Source organism: Roseovarius maritimus, assembly GCF_043355895.2.
Classification (GTDB): Bacteria; Pseudomonadota; Alphaproteobacteria; order Rhodobacterales; family Rhodobacteraceae; genus Roseovarius; species Roseovarius maritimus.
The window spans coordinates 1-16,630 of sequence record NZ_JBHFPF020000022.1 but is presented as its reverse complement, the minus strand read 5'-3'; the positions used below and the strand labels follow the sequence as shown (position 1 = coordinate 16,630).

Sequence of the window (16,630 nt, the reverse complement as noted above, 5' to 3'; positions counted from 1 at the left end):
GACCCTGCTTCCATGGAATTGGCAATCCTCGGAGCGCCTCCGAGACGCCTGACCGCGGCCCACGCCGGATGCTTACTGTCTATCCGCGTGGCTTTCAGCAGAACATCAAATGAGACGTCGGTTGGCTCTGTCTTGATCAGGGCAGTGCCGCAAACCGCGCATTTAGGTCCTGCAGCGAGCTTTTCCTGCGGGATTCGGTTGCCTTGACCGCATGCCAGACACACAAGATTGAAATTCATCGCAGCCTCCCCGCTGATGGCTCTAGAAACTCATGATAGCACAGTCCGCAGCCCCACATGAGTGATCCATATCAATAGCTTTTTGTATGACCGGCCCTTGCCTGCGATTGACCTGAGGACGAATGGCCGGGTGCCTCACTCGTTTCGGTGACGCACGAAGTTGCATATCGCACGCTGTTTATCCGACGACGAATTTCTGTAGCAATTGAGCATCGGCCCGTGCTGCCCTTAATTCTGAAAGCAAACATTCTATCAAATCGCTGCATCAGTCACTCAGGGCTCGAAGTTGACGTTCGTCGCAAGTTCGGTGAAGGTCCGGTAGCACATAAGTGCGTGCATATTTCATCGCCCAGTTTCGCAAGAGACGTATTGGGATCTCCGACGTTCTGCACAGTGTAAATGACATGGTCATGGGTTTGCAGCCGGAGTCCTGCTATTGCGCACAGTACAACGCCAAGAGGAGCTCGATATGATGATCCACCGCGCCGGGGACCGGCCTTCGCAATTCCCAAGCAGCGAGTATTTCACCGGAACAGTCCGGTTTGATCCGGTAGTGTCGGGTGAAGATCCCTCACCAGTCAAAATCCTGTCGGTGACTTTTGAGCCTGGCGCGCGGACAGCGTGGCACACCCATCCGGCCGGTCAAACGCTTCATATACTGTCGGGTACCGGGTTGGCCGGGTCCGAGGGACAGCCGGTGCAGGTGCTGCGTCCGGGTGATACGGTCTGGTTCGCGCCGGGGGAGCGACACTGGCACGGCGCGTCATCAGACTGCGCCATGACCCATCTGGCGGTCCAGACATCTGTCGATGGCAAGACTGCCGACTGGATGGAGCATGTCACGGACGAGGACTACAACGCCCCACGCGCCGAGTAGAATCGAGTAAGTCAATTCACAAAAAAACCGATAACGCCTACGGCTCGTTCTATCGCCGCAGGGTTAGTTCGTCTTACCCAAGGTTTCGCGAGCATAGCGAATGACTGGACTGGTCAAGCGCCGCGGCGCTTGACCATGTGATGATGGGGCACTGCCAAGTTGCTCGCCGCTTTCCGAGGGGATGGCGATCATCATGAGAACTCCGCCGACAATACCGCGCCTGAAGGGCTTTCGCTTTTCCCGAGAGATCACCTCCTATGCCGTCTGGGCCTACCATCGATTTGCGCTCAGCACGGCCGATGTCGAGGATCTGCTCGCCGAGCGCGGCGTGATCGTCAGCCGGGAGACCATTCGGCTATGGGTGAAGCGGTTCGGTCCCCATTTTGCCAACTGCATCCCGAGGGATCGGTCAGCACCTGCAGACAAGTGACATCTTGACGAGGTGTTGGTGCCGATCAACGGTGTTAAGTACTGGCTTTGGCGGGCGATCGACGCAGACGGAGCTGTGCTCGACATTCTCGTTCAGCCACCGCGAAACGCGAAAGGCGCGCGACGTTTCCTGAAGCGGCTTATCTCCGAATTTGGCAATCCGCGCATTGTGATCACTGACAAACACCGCAGCTATTTCAAGCCGATCCAAGATCTTGCGCCGGGCGCGGATCATCGCGCGCACAAAGGCCTCAACAATCTGATCGAAGGGTCACACAGGCCGACGCGGCGCCGGGAAAAAATCATGGGACTTTTCAAGTCGTCGAGGCAGGCGCAAAGGTTCCTTGCTGCACACGACCAGATCAGCACCATCTTCCGCCCCCGCCACTATCCACTTTCCATCATCTCCTACCGTCATGCCAGAGCCGATGCCTTCGGCCTGTGGGACGGCTATGCCGCCGAGATGAGGGCCTGATTTCGAGAAATCACCACTCTTGCAATCTACGTCAAACAGCTTGGCATTGCCCGTATATCTCCCACCATTGCGGAGTTGGAGGTCTGGTGATCTTGAAACAGCGTGACTGGATCCATCGGGGTTCCCGGTTTGATTTTTGCATTGGATTGCTCACCCGACCTTCTGGCACTCATCTGACCATTCAGGTGGGCAGATATCCTTCTCACCGGCGAGTACAGCTGACCAAAAACATGATCAAACTGCCTAAGAGTACTATTACTCTCCTCCGGCATCAGACCCGAACGCTATAATTGCGAACGGGTCTTGGTCTTGTCGCGTGCTGGTGTCCGGTCCGCTCAGGTTTTAAAGACCCGATAGATTGCCGGGATCACCAGCACCGTCAACGCTGTGGATGTCAGCAACCCGAATAGCAGCGACAACGCCAACCCCTGAAAGATCGGATCGGCCAGAATCACGACAGCGCCGATCATCGCCGCGATGGCGGTCAGCAGGATCGGCTTGAACCGGGTGGCACCCGCCTCGATCAGAATCTCGACCGTGATCCGTCCTTCGGGGTCAGCGTGGCGGATGAAATCCACCAGCAGGATGGAGTTGCGCACGATAATACCCGCCAGCGCGATGAAGCCGATCATCGACGGCGCCGAAAACGGCGCGTTGAACAGCCAGTGACCCAGCATGATGCCAAGGAAGGTCAGCGGCACCGGCGTCAGCACCACCAGCGGCAGGCGGAACGATCCGAACTGCGCAACGACGAGGATGTAGATGCCCAGAAGCGCCACCGCAAAGGCTGCCCCCATGTCACGGAAAGTGACCCAAGTGACCTCCCATTCGCCATCCCACAGCAGGACGGGGTGGCTGGTATCGGCAGGCTGGCCGTTCAGACGGATTTCAGGCTTGGGCGTATCGCCCCAGTCCATCGCGTCCAGCCGGTCCGAGACGGCCAGCATACCATACAGCGGCGCCTCGAATTCACCGGCCAGCTCGGCCATCACCATGACAATGGTATGGCCGTTGCGGCGAAAAATGGGATAGGAGGCGCGCTCTTCGCTGATCTGAACGACATCGCCCAATTCGACAATCCCACGCGCGCCCGGTAATGCGTCCGCCGGGATCGGCGTGGATAGTGCCGTCTCATTCATCACGCGGTCGCCGCGGGCGCGGGCCATGACGATGGGAATCGGCGGACGTCCCTCGCCCCGGTGCGAATAGCCGATGGTGGTCGCAGAATTAAGCAACCGGAGCGTATGCAGCGCGTCGCCTTCCTGCACCTTGAAAAAATCCATGTCGGTGGGGTTAAGCTCAGCCCGCAGGCGGCGCGGGCGGGCGCCTTCGCTGTCGTCGGTATCGACGATGAACGGCGTGTCCTCAAATGCTGCGCGGACCTTTTGCGCGACCGCACGGCGGGTGTCTGCGTCGGGTCCATAAATCTCGGCCAGAAGCGTCGAGAGCACGGGCGGTCCCGGCGGAGGCTCGACCACCTTGAAGACGGCGCCCTTCGGCAGATCCAGCGCCTCGGCCAGCCGGTCGCGCAGATCCAGCGCGATGGCGTGACTGCTGCGGTCGCGGTGGTCCTTGGCCGCAAGGTTCAGCTGCACCTGCCCCTGCTCGGGACTGAAGCGGATGTAGTAATGTCGCACCAGACCGTTGAAATCGAAGGCCGCAGGCGTGCCCGCATGAGTCTGCGCGGTCAGCACTTCGGGCAGGTCCAGCGCGATCCGCGCAATGGCCTGCGCGGCGGCGTCCGTCGCCTCGACCGATGCGCCCTCGGGCATGTCGATCATCACCGAGAGTTCGGATTTGTTGTCAAACGGCAGCAGTTTCACCGTCACGTCGCGGGTATAGAGCGCCGCCAGCGAGCCAAAGGACAAGATCGCTACCACCAGCAGAAAGAGGCCGGAGCGCCATTTTCCGGCCAGCAGAGGGCGCGCGATGGTGGCATAAAATCGCCCCATCTTGCCACCGGGATGCCCAATGCCCTCCCCCGCATGGGCGATGGTGGCGGGGCTTGCGAACCGCATCATCAGCCAGGGGGTGATCGTCACCGCAACAAAAAAGGAGAAAATCATCGCCGCTGACGCGTTGGCAGGAATCGGGCTCATATAGGGGCCCATCATGCCCGACACGAACAGCATCGGCAGCAGCGCCACGACCACGGTCAGCGTGGCGACGATAGTGGGGTTGCCGACCTCGGCCACCGCTTCGATCGCGGCCTGCCGGGCGCTCTTGTCCCCCGGCTTCAGACCCCAGTGGCGGGCGATATTCTCGATCACCACGATGGCATCATCTACGAGGATGCCGATGGAAAAGATCAGCGCGAACAGCGACACCCGGTTCAGCGTATATCCCATGATCCACGCGGCAAACAGCGTCAGCAGGATCGTCACCGGGATCACCACCGCCACCACCACCGCCTCTCGCCAACCAATGGCCAACAGGATCAGCGCTACGATGGACAGCGTGGCCAGCCCCAGATGGAACAGCAGTTCGTTGGCCTTTTCACTGGCCGTCTCGCCGTAATCGCGGGTGATCTCGACGCTTACACTATCGGGAATCAGGTCACCCTGCATCGCGTCGACGCGGTGCAGGATTTCCTCGGCCACCATCACGGCGTTGGCGCCGGCGCGCTTGGCCAGCGCCAGCGTGACGGTCGGACGGCGCAGGATCTGCCCGTCCTCAGCGCGGGCCAGCGTGGCGACATGCGCCTCGTTCATGTCGGACACAAACGCAACATCGGCCACATCGCGCACATAGACGGTGCGCCCGTCACGCGCGGTCAATTCCAGATTGCCGATCTCGCCAGGGGCCCGCAGGGTCTGCCCGATGACAAGGCCGATCTGCTCGCCCCCGTCGCGCAGATCGCCCGCGGGCGATGCGCGATTGGCCCCTTCGACCTTGGCCGCCAGTTGTTGCAGCGTGATGCCATAGAGCGCCAGACGTTCGGGATCGGGCGCGATGCGCAGCGCCTGATCGGTTTCGCCCACCAGATAGGTCAGGCCGACATCGTCGATCCGGGCCAGTTCGACCGCGACCTCACGGGCAATGCTTGTCAGCGTATCGGCGCCGATGCCCTCCTGACCCGAGGCCGGCGCAAAGGTCAGCGCGACGATGGCCACGTCATCAATGCCCCGGCCAACGACCAGAGGTTGCGGAATACCCACGGGAATCCGGTCGAGATTAGCAAGGATCTTGTCCCGCACCCGCAGGACCGCAGTGTCCGAGGATACCCCGACCTCGAACCGGGCCGTCACCATCACGCGATCATCGCGGGTGTCGGAATAGACATGCTCGACCTCGCTGATGCCCTTGACGATGGTTTCCAATGGTTCAGTGACCAGTTTCAGCGCATCCTGCGCGGCCAGCCCGTCGGCCTGCACATGGATATCCACCATCGGCACGGAAATCTGCGGCTCCTCCTCGCGCGGCAGGCTGATCAGCGCAATCAGTCCCACGGCAAGCGAGGCGATCAGGAAAAGCGGCGTCAGCGACGACGCGATGAAGGCGCGGGTCAGCCGACCGGCGATGCCCAGATTGCTTGAATCGTCACTCATCGGGTGTCACCACGCGGTCCCCGGCGCTGAGCCCCGTCAGGATTTCGCGCCATGCCTTGCCGTCGCGCTGAATGAGGTCACCGGGCACAACGACGCGCGCCACGGTGCCGTCCGATCCTTCGACGGTGACGTAATCAAGCCCGTTCCGAGTTGACACTGCATCGGCAGGCACAAGGATCGCCTGCCGCGTGCCAATAGGCAGACGCACCGGCACGCGGCGCCCGACAAAGCGCGCATCAAGGTCAGAAACCTCGACGTCGGCCTGCACGCGGCCACCCTCAATCTGTGGATAGACCTTGGCCAACCGGCCGGTGCGCTGGCCATCACCCTCGGACCCGATCACAATCTCATCGCCCTCGGACAATGCCTCGGCATGGCGTTCGGGCAGCGCGAGGCGCAGGAACACGCCGCCGCCGCCAATTTCGGCAACCGCTTCGCCCGGAGTGACCACCGATCCGCGCGCCACTGGCACCGCCAGGACGATGCCTGTCTGGGGTGACAGAACGGCGCCCTCAGTGACCCGCTGCTGCAGAACCAGCTTTTCGGCCTCAAGGCTGCGAATCTGGCCGTCGATCACATCGACCTCGGTACGCAGCTGATCAAAACGCTGGCTGGTGATCACCCCGCGTTCCAGCAAGGTTTCGCCGCGGTCCAAATCCGCCTGCGCCGTCGCAAGCCGGGCGCGCAACGCCTGAATTTGTGCGTCGATTGAATCGAGCTGGAACGCGAACTTGGTATCCTCGACCAGCGCGATTTGCTGCCCGGCCTCGACCCGGTCTCCCTCGGTTACGTCTAATGTGTCGATGGTGCCAGCGATGCGGGCGCGGGCAGGCACGCGGTCGCGCGTTTCGATCTCGCCATAGACGGATTTCCATTCGGTGATCTGCGTCGGTTCAATCGACTGGCTGCCCGCCTGCGCCAGATTCACCGTGGATATCACGCCTGATAAAATCCCAAGAATCGCAAAACGCCTAATCATCCATTCGCTCCTTGGTTGTGATGCGACAACACATCCCAATTATTCCATAGTATATCAGCGTGTCATATTGGCACAGGAACTGTAAATTTTCACCCAGAAGTGAGCCGGGTTTTCTATCACGAAAGAGCCGGGGAATTCTACGTTCTGGCGGTCCAGAGTTGGTGAGCGGACCAGCAGTGAGCAGACTCTACATCAGGTTAAGGGGTTTCGTGGTGCCGGTCACGATAGATCGATAAGCCGCTTTTCCATCTGGCTGATAGGGCACGAACGATAGCGGTGTGCATTTGTCTGACGCTCCGAGGCCATCAAGATACGGTACTGCCAGAGACAAAGGGACGGATGGGCGAAACTTTCTCGATCAATTCACTTCGTCGTTACAAAATGTTACAAAAAGCGTCAACGCCATGCCGTGCAAGCGCGGTCTGAAATGCCTAGATTCACCTCATGACAATCGAAAAGGAGATTATCATGTCACAACGTTTCATTCTTGCCCTCTCGATGGCTGCTGCGACCGCGCTCAGCGGTGCTGTCTACGCACAAAACGCTCAAGGCTACGGCGGGAAAACAAAAACCGCTGATTGCGGTGCGATGATGAAGGGCGGCGGGCCCGGTATGATGGGCGACATGTCTGGCATGATGCAGAATATGCACAAAATGCATCGCATGCATGACAACAAGATGGGTGGTATGGGCGGCATGATGGGCGGCGCCATGATGCAGATGCTTGATGCCGATGGCGATGGCAACGTGACGCCCCAGGAGATGCGCGAGCAGATGCAAGCCAAGCTGACCGAGTATGATGGCGATGGCGACGGCACATTGTCGATCTCCGAGTTTGAGACGCTGCACAGTGCGATGATCCGCGAGAAGATGGTCGACAAGTTCCAGCATCTCGACGCCGACGGAGACGGCGCCATCACCAGCGACGAGATGACTGCGCCCGCGAAGAAAATGGAGCGAATGCAGAAGATGCGGTCCAGCATGGGTCAGATGCAGGGTCAGCCCGGCAGTGGCCGGGGCATGGGGTCCGGAATGAACACTGCTGACGACACAAACGACGATTGAGGACTGCGGCGTCGGCCTATGGCCGGCGCCGTCTCTTCGCTGACGGAAATGGAGATATATACCGGATATTGCAATTCGCCAGAGTGGTTCTGATCCGTGATGACGGGCAGATCTGGATGTCCTACGCCACGGGCAAATCGGTGCTCTCGGATCTCTAGGACGAGCTGGCCTACTCTCTGGCCGGCCGGGCAGCGGAGGGGCCGTTTCTCGGCCCCGTGGCCGCTGGCGCGGGCGGTAACGCGGTGTCGGATCTCGCGCGTGAAACGCAGACCGCCACGGATATCGATCTGCGGTTCGGTCTCGGCGCCGAGGGACCGTCTGGCTCGACATGACCTCTGCCGCCCATCTCCGGATCCCGGACAACGCCGCCCGGATCCGGGCCCGGCTCGAGGCCGCCGAAGCCCGGGCGACCCGGATCCTCGAAGAGCGGCGCGATCTCCTGACCCGGATGGCGGAGGACCTTGCCGAGGTTGAGCTGCTGGAGGAAGAAAGGCTCGAGGCGTGGCTGGAGGAGGTTCGGAGGATGGTGCCTCGATCCGGATCCGCTTCTGCTGCTCTGGATGTGTGGGATCGCCCGGAGCGCTTGCAACGCCCGGAAAACGAACGCGATGGGCATGGTGTTAACTATCCCGGATCGCGCCGGGCCGATGACTGACGCCCTTCTAAGCGTCAAGCAGCGATTTGAGCCCGATTGATCTGTCTGTGGCCACGCGCAATGATGTTGAAGACCTCACGTGCGATGTATCGCTTGACGCAGCGGATCGCTTCGAGCTTGGAATGCCTTCTGCTATGCGTCGAGCGACGTATTCCCTCGTTTTCGGGTCCAGCCGCAACCGTCCTATTGCGATGATGTGGAGCGCGCTGTTGGCTGCGCGGTCGCCACCTCGGTTCAATCGATGTCGTGTGGCTTTGCCGGATGATGCCGGGACCGGGCTGACGCCACATAGGGCCGCAAAACTCGCCTCTGACCTCAGGCGCTCGGGGTTGTCACCTGCGGTCAGCAACAATTGTGCAGCGCTGTTGAGCCCGACTCCGTTACGTGCGATCAGCTCTGGTGCCAGTTCCTTAATGATGCCCTCGATCATGTCGTCAAGGTCGGCAACTTCATCGTGCAGTTCGAGGTAACGACGTGCCTGGACGGCAGTTTTGCGGCAAACCTTGAGCACACGAAGAGATTCCACCATCCCATCCCGGCTGCGCGGAGTCACCGTGCGCCGCTCGGCGAAGGCCGCGTGGGTAGCGCTTTGGGCATCGAAGTTATCATTCTTACCGCGCCGTCTCCGGTCCAGCTTGTCCGGTGCCGTTACCTCGAGGGCGTCCACGCCAGCGGTCTGCGTGTATCGTAGAAGTCCTGCGCCACAGCTGCCGGTGCATTCCACGCCGATCCGCTGCAAATCTCCAAATGACCGCATCCAGGTCAACATCTGCTTGTAGCCTTGCCGCGTCGCGGCAAAGCTCTGCGTTCCCAGCACCTGGTCGCTGTCATCGACAACGGCGGCAACGTGTAGGTCTTTGTGCGTATCAACCCCACCGACAACTGGTATCGTTTGCATAGATTTAGTCATTGGATCATCTTTTCCGGCGATAACAGACAAACTTCGCCAGAAAGAATGCACGGACAGGACAGTCATGAGACCAAGCGGTCAGGCCCTTCTCGGGTCACGCGGTACCTTCGAGACAAAGCCTCACCGCAAGGCGTTCCCGGGCGGTCGACAGGCCCAGGGAAAGACACGTGTCAGGTCGGTCGCTGTTTGGGTCAGACCAAACCCGAATGCCAAGCGGCACCAACCCAGCGAACGGTCGATCAGTGTTTGAGTCAAACCACCCGAGAACTGGTGGCCATCATATGACTATCGGTATTCATTATCTCGGGCGGGCCGAAGCGGTGGATGGCCTCAGTCAGCGCCTTGACACAGAAGTCGGCCTCCAGCGTGTTCGAGATGCGCCAAGCCAGAACCTTGCGGGTGTGCCAATCCATGATCGCCACGAGGTAGAGGAACCCGCGCTGCACGGGCAGGTAGGTAATGTCCGAGCACCAGACCTGATTGGGCCGGGTCACCCGCAAACCGCGTAGCAAATAGGAGTAAATCTTGTGCCCCTTCGCCGCCTTGCCCCCTCTCGCACATGCTATGCATTTGCTGCCGGGCAGCGGGTGTTGGGCTTCTGGTAAACCGGCATCAGGCCCATCAATCGCATTAAGCGTCTGAGCCGGTTCTCGTTGGCTAGATGGCCCGCGTTGCGCAGATGCCAAGTCATCTGAGGCACGCCAAAAAACGGTGTCTCAAGGAATTGTTCATCAATCTGGCGCATGACTCGACTGCGCCCGTCGTCCCAGTTGGGCATGCTGACGGCAGAGATCACGTTCGATGATGGTGGCCGGGCACTCTGCGCCGGCATGGATGTGGAGTTCCTAATCCCAAGCCCGCAGGCCGAAGGTTTGCTGGCCCGGCAAAGGCTGTCTCACGAATATGGCCCAGCGGAGCTTGGTCAGACTGACAGGGCAGTGTCGTCGCCGCGCGAGGCGCTTGACGATCTGGCGCAGTCCTTGCATCGGTTTCCGGACGATCACGATGTTGATAAGCTGGACCCGGAGCCGGATAAGGATGACTTCGATCTTTCGCCGTGAAACGGCATGTAAGTCATATAATATTCGGACCGCGGATCTGAGCATGGCGGTCGGCGTCCGCAGACCACACGCTAACTCAACTCGATCTACAGAGACGGCCCTATCGTGTAACGCAGAACCCTGATCCGAGCGCCCTGTCAGCGCGGCGCCCAGAAAATTCCATAATACTCTCAAAAAAAGATGAGCGTGAAATCTTTTACGTTCCCAGTGCGCCCCGATTAAGAAAGTGAACTTCAACCAAAGAACGGCGCCGCTTATTCTTAAACAAATTCAATTTCTTATAATGGCGCCCGGATGCGGCATAATCTGTTGTTTTTATTACAACAAGTTACGAGGCGGTGGGACTTTTTTCTTTCACCATGTTTATTGGGTTTTTTCGGATTTGTGTCCCACGTTTTGAAGGGAATTAAGGCCGGAAATCACTGCTCGCGCTGGCGCAGCGTTGTCCCAGCGCCTGGACAAGACAGCGGCGATCTTTACCAATGGCTTGAGTAGACAAGAACGATTTGGACGAGTGTGACTGACCCGCGCCTCACCTGCCCGATCTGCATGCACCGTGAGGCCGGATTGATCCCCGCTCCTCGGCACGTGTCGGCGTGGGATGACCTGACCGGCCCGGAACAGATGGCGATGTTGGCCGAGGTTGGCTCCGCACTTGGTCGCGGGACGGCTGGTTTCGTTGCCTCATCCGATCACGGCCATTTCCACCTGCGGGAAGCGAGTGGCGCACGTCTGACAACTGGCGGCCGTGATCCGCTTCTGCCGCTGCTCGCCGAGCGGTTGGACACCGCGCAATCCGTCGACCTTGCAATTGCCTTTGCGATGGACAGTGGCGTGGCCCTGCTTGAGCCCTGGTTTCGTGAGTTGCTGGCGCGCGGAGGGCGACTCAGGATCGTGGTGGGCGATTATCTCGACACGACCGATCCAACTGCGTTGGCGCGCCTGCTCGACCTGGAGGGTGCAGAGCTGTTTGTGTTCGAGACCGGCGGCCTCAGCTTTCATCCCAAGGCTTGGCTATTCCGCGCCATCGATGCGCGCGGAGCGGCGATTGTCGGCAGCTCGAACCTGTCCCAATCCGCGCTAACCGATGGCGTGGAATGGAACCTGCATTCCGAAGACGTGGCAGACAGCGTCGGAGCAGCCTTCGAGGACCTGCTAGCACGCCCTGAGGTCAAGTCCCTGACGGCGGGGTGGATCGATGCCTATGCGAAACGCCGCAGGGCGCGCCCGATGCCTGAGTTTACCGCCCGCGTTGTGGCCGAGGAAGGTCCGCCGCCAGAGCCGCACACGATCCAGCAGGAGGCAATGGCAGCGCTCGCGCAGAGCCGATCCAACGGCCACCGCGCCGGGCTTGTCGTGCTGGCCACCGGGCTGGGCAAGACCTGGCTGGCCGCCTTCGACACCATCCGAGCTAAGGCGGGCCGCATCCTCTTCGTCGCCCATCGCGACGAAATTCTGACCCAAGCGATGGCGGCCTTTCGCAAGGTCCGCCCCGAAGCCAAGCTCGGCCGCTACACGGGCTCCGAAAAGGAGGCGGATGCGGAAATCCTCTTCGCCTCGGTCCAGACGCTGGGCCGCGTCGGTCACTTGCGCCAGTTCGACCGGGACCATTTCGACTACATCGTGGTCGATGAATTCCATCACGCCGCCGCCCGCACCTATCAGAAGCTGATCGAGCATTTCACGCCCGGCTTCCTGTTGGGCCTCACCGCAACGCCAGACCGGACGGATGGCGCCGACTTGCTTGGCCTTTGCGGCGAAAACCTCGTCTACGAATGCGACCTGTTTCGCGGGATCGATGCGGGGCACCTGTCACCCTTCCACTACTTCGGCGTGCCGGATGACGTGGACTACGCCCAGATCCCCTGGCGCTCCGGCCAGTTCGACCCCACCGCGCTGGACGCCGCACTTGCCACCGAGGCGCGAGCCTTAAACGCGCTGGATCAGTACCGCAAACGCGCAATCGGCCCCGCGATCGGCTTTTGCTGTTCCATGCGCCACGCCGACTACATGGCGGATTACTTCCGCAACGCTGGTCTGAAGGCTGTTGCCGTCCATTCGGGCCAAGGCTCCGCACCGCGGGCGAGCTCCCTCGCAGCGCTTGGTCGCGGCGAGATCGACATCCTCTTCGCGGTCGACATGTTCAACGAAGGCGTGGACGTGCCCGAGATCGGCACCGTCTTGATGCTACGCCCGACCGAAAGCGCGATCATCTGGCTGCAGCAACTCGGCCGCGGCCTGCGCCGCGTCGAGGGCAAGGTTCTGCAGGTGATCGACTATATCGGCAACCACCGCAGCTTCCTCACGAAGGTCGCAACCCTTTTGCAGGCGGGCGCAGGCGATCGCTCGATCTCGACCAAACTGGACGCGCTTCAGGTCGGCGAATTTCAGATGCCCCAAGGCTGCGAGATCACCTATGAGCTCGAGGTCATCGACATCCTGCGCAACCTCCTCCGCGCGAAGGAAGGCGCGGCGGAGCTCGAAGCTTTCTATGTCGACTTCCGGGACCGGAATGGCATCCGCCCCACGGCTGTCGAAGTCTTCCGCAACGGCTTCGACCCCCGCGAATCGGGTCATGGCGGCTGGTTCGACTTTGTCCGAGACATGGGCGATCCCTTGCCCGAACGTCCCTTCGCTACTCACGGTCGTCTCTTGGGTGAATTGGAAAGGCCCAGGGGTTTGTCTCGATCCGCCTTGACAGTTTTGCGCGACATTGTAGCCGGACGGCAGCCGAGCAACGGCGCGTCAGAGCTCGCCTTCAACCCGCACCTAGTGCAGGGCAGCGACGGCTTTCGGCTGGCCCGCCCTGACGCCTCCGGCGAGTTGGAACCGCTTGTGCACGAGTTGGTCGAATGGCGTTTGGCGGAAACGCCCATCGTTCGTGAGGCCGCCGAGGCATCCGCGACCTTTGTCGGCAAGCCACAGACTCTGGAGCTTTGGCAGCGCTACTACGTGCCGGACATCGCCGAGTTCTTTGGCGAAGAGTACAAGCAAAACGTCTGGCGCACCGGGATGAAGCCGCTCGCGGAGAAGAAGATCATGATCCTTCTAGCCAATGTCTCGACCCAGGACCTGACCTACGAAAACGCATTCCTTAGCCCGTCACGCCTGAAATGGTTCAGCCAGAACCAGACGCGGCAGGACAGCAAGCATGGCCGGGTAATCAGCGGCGAGGAAGGTCATGAGGTACACCTGTTCATCCGCCGCGGGAACAAGGTGAACGGCAAGGTCAATCCGTTCATCTATTGCGGGCAGCCCAGGTTCGCCGGATGGGAGGGCGAGAAGCCAATTGAAGTACAGTGGGAATTAGTTTCGCCAGCACCGCGCGAGCTTTGGGCGGAGCTCGGAATTCCAAATCAAGACTGATGGCTTAGACAAAACCAATTTAGCGTTGCCCCCAGCGGCATAGGAAGACAACGGCACATGGCAACCACAGAGCGGCAGGGACTGATTTCGCGGTTTTTCTCACGCGGAAGCGACTTTGATCGAGATGAGCGCACGACTGAAGGGGCTCCTGCGTCTCGACACGGGGCCTGGGGCGATAATGCAACGCGCCCTGTGAGTGAGCTGGTCAAAACTGTTTTAAGGCAACCGAGTTGTTTGATTGTCACAGGTTATCAGGACTTCCTGTCTTCTCTGACCATCTTGCTCGAAACAGTCGATAACCTTAGCGAACGCCCAGAGGGCAGCATTCGCATTGTCTTTGGCTCCAACTCCGAAACACGACAGGCTTTAGGTGGCAGCGGCCGATCAGTAGCAGATGAAGCGCGCCAGCATTTCCTTGGCGCAAGGGGTTTCTCGATTGTTGATCTAGCCGATTTGCGCGCAGTTCTTGCAATGGATGCAATCGAGCGCGGAATTATCAAGTTCCGCATTTTCGATCCCGTTCTGGCAGAAGAAAAACTAGGGCGCCGTCCACCAATGCTTCACGCGAAGCTTTTTGTAGGTGGGGACAAGGCACTTTCGGGAAGTGCCAATTTCTCCATCAACGGTCTGCGCCGCAATCTGGAATTCATGGACGACGCCGATGCCTGGCCCGAACTTGCGACTGCGCGTCGCGCGGCCGCTGAGCAGTATTGGGACGTGGGGCGTGATTGGACTGAAACAGCGTTGGAAATCCTGCGAGCGCTCATCCGCCTTGTCTCACCCGAAGAAGCTGTGGCCAGAATGGTCCACGAAGCCACGACCTTTACGCCTTGGCGTGTCGCGGGCGAAACCAGCGCCGGACGTCCACCTCAACCCTTCCAAGCCGATCTTGTGTATGAGGCCGCAGGCACGGTCTATGAGCACGGCTTTGCTTTTGTCGAAGCGCCGACCGGCGCCGGCAAGACCGACATCGGAAAACACCTGGCTACGGTTCTGCCGGTCAGCCATGGGCAGACGGTCTTTTCCTGGGGAGAGCGCGCCGATCAACAACGGCTTGGATCGCTTGCCTTGATACCTGCCAGCGTTCTGAAGAACTGGACGACCAATGCGCCCGCCAACTTCAAACCTATCAAGCACAGCCACCTTTCACGCAGGGGCAAGGAGGAGACCGCGGAACTCGAGGAGATAAACCGCGCGGTCCGTTCCTCTGCATCAATGATCGTTGATGAAAGCCACCGGCTGAGCTCGCGATACCTTGCACCTTCTGCACGTTCGCTTGTCTTCGAACGCAGCCCGGCGATCTGGACCGCCTGTTTGTCGGCCACGCTCATGGGAAACCAGGGTCTGGATGGCTTGCTCGCATTCCATGAGAAGCGCGCCTCGATCTATGTGCCGCCTCCCATTACGGAGCAGATCAACCAACACATGGCTAAGGTTCGAAAGCGTGGAGAGCTCGTGCGCCACCTCGACCAGATGAACCGCCGGATCGAAGATCAAAGGGTACAGGACGATCTATTCGACAGCGCGGAAGCGCTACAGAATGAGGTGAACAATGTCGAACGCCAGCTAGAGTCCGGCGGCCTGCAGATCAGTGCCCTTCAGGAAGGCTTGGCCGACGCCCTCGCACCATATGTTGTGCGGCGCCAACGGGATTGCATTGGGGAGAGCGCGGCTCGAAAAACAGGAGCTTTCGTTTATCCAACGATCCGAAGCCACAGGGAAGATACCGCACTAAGCGATCAGCAGCGCCAAATCATTGAGCGGATCAAGGCCTTGGCGGAGTGCATCACGACTGGAGTCACCCTTGTGTCTGCGGATCCCCAACGCGCAGCCCACACCGAAATCAAATTCCATGACAAATCGCGCATCCACATTCGGAACTTTCTCGCACTGCTACGCGCGTCGATAACTTTTGCACGCGAAGAATGGGCCCGCGAACGCGACAGCGAAGCCGATCAGCGAGGGCGGGCATCAATCGGAGAAAACCTAAGACGCGCCGAGAAGCAGAACGCCCGTGGCATAGCCATGCCGGAAGGCGCGTTGGCCGAGGAAGTTGATGTCGAAGCCGACGAGAGCGAAACACCGATTTGCAGCCGGATCAGCAGGCTTCTGAACCATCCCAGCCTCGGCAGCATTGATGAAGCCAGGGCCGATGTCATGCGAGACATCCTTCGAAAACATGGTCATGCCATTTTCCTTGCTGAGCGGGTCGGCGTGCTCGAGGTTTATGCAAGGCTTCTTGCAGGACAACGCGGTCGAGGACCCGAGGTCTTCGTGGTCGCGCCTGGTGCACGGATCAAAACCGGAAAGAAGCTGCATCACATCCGATCTGGCGCGGATGCGCAGGAGTACTTTGGCATCGACGGGAAACATGTCGACCCGCTAAAGCCACGGGCCATGTTCCTCACATTCCAGATGGCGGAAGGGATCAACCTCCAAATCGCCTCTGCGCTTGGGATCATTGGCGTCACATCGGACGTCAAAAGCCTCATCCAAGGGTTGGGCCGGATCGACCGGATCGACAGTCCCAATTCCCGTATCCACTACTACACCTTCGACCTTCCCGGTCTGGTTCTGTCGTCAGATCACAAGGCGCGGGCTCGTGTCGCTAGCATTGCCCTTCTGTCAGGTGTCGGCGCGGAAGACCTACCATCAGAGCTGGTAGAGTTTTCTGCAGGTGATCTGACCGATCTTGTTCTCGAACAGGTCAAGAAGCCGCGTATACTCCGCCGCAACAACTACTTTGATCAGCTTGAAGCTCTTCGGCGTGTGTTGCCGGCTGACGTTCTGGACCGGGTCCTGAACGCAAACCCTCGTGGTCTCTGGGGAGCCGAACTTTGCCTTCTGTCCTCAGGTGAGCCAGTGACCATCCTTCTCTTGGGCGGTCGCACAGGTAGCCCCCAAGACCCTACCGTTCTACCTCCCCGCTTGATTGCCGTGCGAGATGTCGATTGTCAATCAGCATTCAAAATTGACCCCTTATCGGCGTCCAATACTGACCCCCTCTGGTTCTGAGCTGGCCCGCC

At 60.0% G+C, this 16,630-nt stretch carries 9 protein-coding genes and 4 pseudogenes; 7 read left to right on the top strand and 6 right to left on the bottom strand.

The features are described from left to right. Nucleotides 1-239, bottom strand: a pseudogene (locus tag ACEWPM_RS19560) (hypothetical protein); the annotation flags it as partial. 469 nt (nucleotides 240-708) lie between these two features. On the opposite strand from ACEWPM_RS19560, the gene ACEWPM_RS19555 reads away from it, so the two are divergent. Beyond that, nucleotides 709-1,116, top strand: coding sequence for a (R)-mandelonitrile lyase (locus tag ACEWPM_RS19555; RefSeq protein ID WP_393964095.1), 408 nt, complete (start codon nucleotides 709-711; stop codon nucleotides 1,114-1,116). 193 nt (nucleotides 1,117-1,309) lie between these two features. Continuing rightward, a pseudogene (locus tag ACEWPM_RS19550) lies at nucleotides 1,310-2,020 on the top strand (IS6 family transposase). Nucleotides 2,021-2,355: 335 nt separating this feature from the next. Here the strand turns inward: ACEWPM_RS19550 and ACEWPM_RS19545 are convergent. Then, a complete protein-coding gene (locus tag ACEWPM_RS19545; protein ID WP_393964096.1) occupies nucleotides 2,356-5,568 on the bottom strand; it encodes an efflux RND transporter permease subunit in 3,213 nt (1,070 codons plus the stop codon). Next, complete coding sequence (locus ACEWPM_RS19540) at nucleotides 5,561-6,547, bottom strand: efflux RND transporter periplasmic adaptor subunit (RefSeq protein ID WP_393964097.1); 987 nt, start codon at nucleotides 6,545-6,547, stop codon at nucleotides 5,561-5,563. The genes ACEWPM_RS19545 and ACEWPM_RS19540 overlap by 8 nt, the downstream gene beginning before the upstream one ends. A gap of 468 nt (nucleotides 6,548-7,015) precedes the next feature. On the opposite strand from ACEWPM_RS19540, the gene ACEWPM_RS19535 reads away from it, so the two are divergent. Beyond that, the gene (locus ACEWPM_RS19535) at nucleotides 7,016-7,612 is read left to right on the top strand and encodes an EF-hand domain-containing protein (protein ID WP_393964098.1); all 597 of its coding nucleotides are present in this window, start codon (nucleotides 7,016-7,018) and stop codon (nucleotides 7,610-7,612) included. Between the two features lie 328 nt (nucleotides 7,613-7,940). Then, entirely contained in the window at nucleotides 7,941-8,267 is a 327-nt protein-coding gene (locus ACEWPM_RS19530; protein WP_393964099.1) for a hypothetical protein, read from the top strand. A 14-nt stretch (nucleotides 8,268-8,281) separates the two neighbouring features. On the opposite strand, the pseudogene ACEWPM_RS19525 reads toward ACEWPM_RS19530, so the two are convergent. The 3 genes and pseudogenes from ACEWPM_RS19525 to ACEWPM_RS19515 form a co-directional block, all read right to left on the bottom strand. Further along, nucleotides 8,282-9,177 (bottom strand): annotated as a pseudogene (locus ACEWPM_RS19525) (IS110 family transposase). Nucleotides 9,178-9,443: 266 nt separating this feature from the next. Then, nucleotides 9,444-9,707: pseudogene (locus tag ACEWPM_RS19520) on the bottom strand (transposase); the annotation flags it as partial. Between the two features lie 32 nt (nucleotides 9,708-9,739). After that, nucleotides 9,740-9,922 carry an IS3 family transposase gene (locus ACEWPM_RS19515; protein WP_393964101.1) on the bottom strand — a complete coding sequence of 61 codons (183 nt, stop codon included), beginning with the start codon at nucleotides 9,920-9,922 and terminating at the stop codon, nucleotides 9,740-9,742. Between the two features lie 31 nt (nucleotides 9,923-9,953). Here ACEWPM_RS19515 and ACEWPM_RS19510 point away from each other — a divergent pair, with 31 nt between their 5' ends. From ACEWPM_RS19510 to ACEWPM_RS19500, 3 genes are all read left to right on the top strand, one after another. Beyond that, nucleotides 9,954-10,238 (top strand): hypothetical protein, encoded by a 285-nt coding sequence (locus ACEWPM_RS19510; RefSeq protein ID WP_393964102.1) that lies wholly within the window; start codon nucleotides 9,954-9,956, stop codon nucleotides 10,236-10,238. A 624-nt stretch (nucleotides 10,239-10,862) separates the two neighbouring features. Further along, nucleotides 10,863-13,604 carry a DUF3427 domain-containing protein gene (locus ACEWPM_RS19505; protein WP_420768115.1) on the top strand — a complete coding sequence of 914 codons (2,742 nt, stop codon included), beginning with the start codon at nucleotides 10,863-10,865 and terminating at the stop codon, nucleotides 13,602-13,604. Between the two features lie 57 nt (nucleotides 13,605-13,661). Next, nucleotides 13,662-16,619, top strand: coding sequence for a phospholipase D-like domain-containing protein (locus ACEWPM_RS19500; RefSeq protein ID WP_393964104.1), 2,958 nt, complete (start codon nucleotides 13,662-13,664; stop codon nucleotides 16,617-16,619). Nucleotides 16,620-16,630 lie beyond the last annotated feature (11 nt).